The sequence below is a fragment of the Pseudomonas sp. ICMP 561 genome (genome assembly GCF_002699985.1).
Taxonomy (GTDB): domain Bacteria; phylum Pseudomonadota; class Gammaproteobacteria; order Pseudomonadales; family Pseudomonadaceae; genus Aquipseudomonas; species Aquipseudomonas quasicaspiana.
Genome location: NZ_LKBT01000065.1, coordinates 1 through 204, shown reverse-complemented (window position 1 = coordinate 204; position 204 = coordinate 1). Strand labels below are relative to the sequence as shown.

General features: G+C 53.9%; 1 protein-coding gene. It reads left to right on the top strand.

From position 1 onward, the window contains the following. Positions 1 to 65: 65 nt before the first annotated feature. Positions 66 to 204, top strand: a 139-nt coding sequence (locus tag AO242_RS25460) for a transposase (protein ID WP_141562241.1), incomplete at its 3' end; no start/stop codon positions are given.

The window sequence follows — 204 nt, the reverse complement described above, 5'->3', positions numbered from 1 at the left end:
TGAACTGGCTTAATGATCCCGGACACCTCTTAAGGGCGATATGATTCGCCCAATCAGGAGGTTCCATGCAAGAGCGAAAGACCTATACCCGCGAGTTCAAGCAACGTGCTGCAAGCATGGTTCTTGATGACAACTGCTCAGTTCCCGATGTCTGTGCATCGATGGAGGTTGGCCGTACGGCTCTGCGCCGCTGGGTTGATCAGG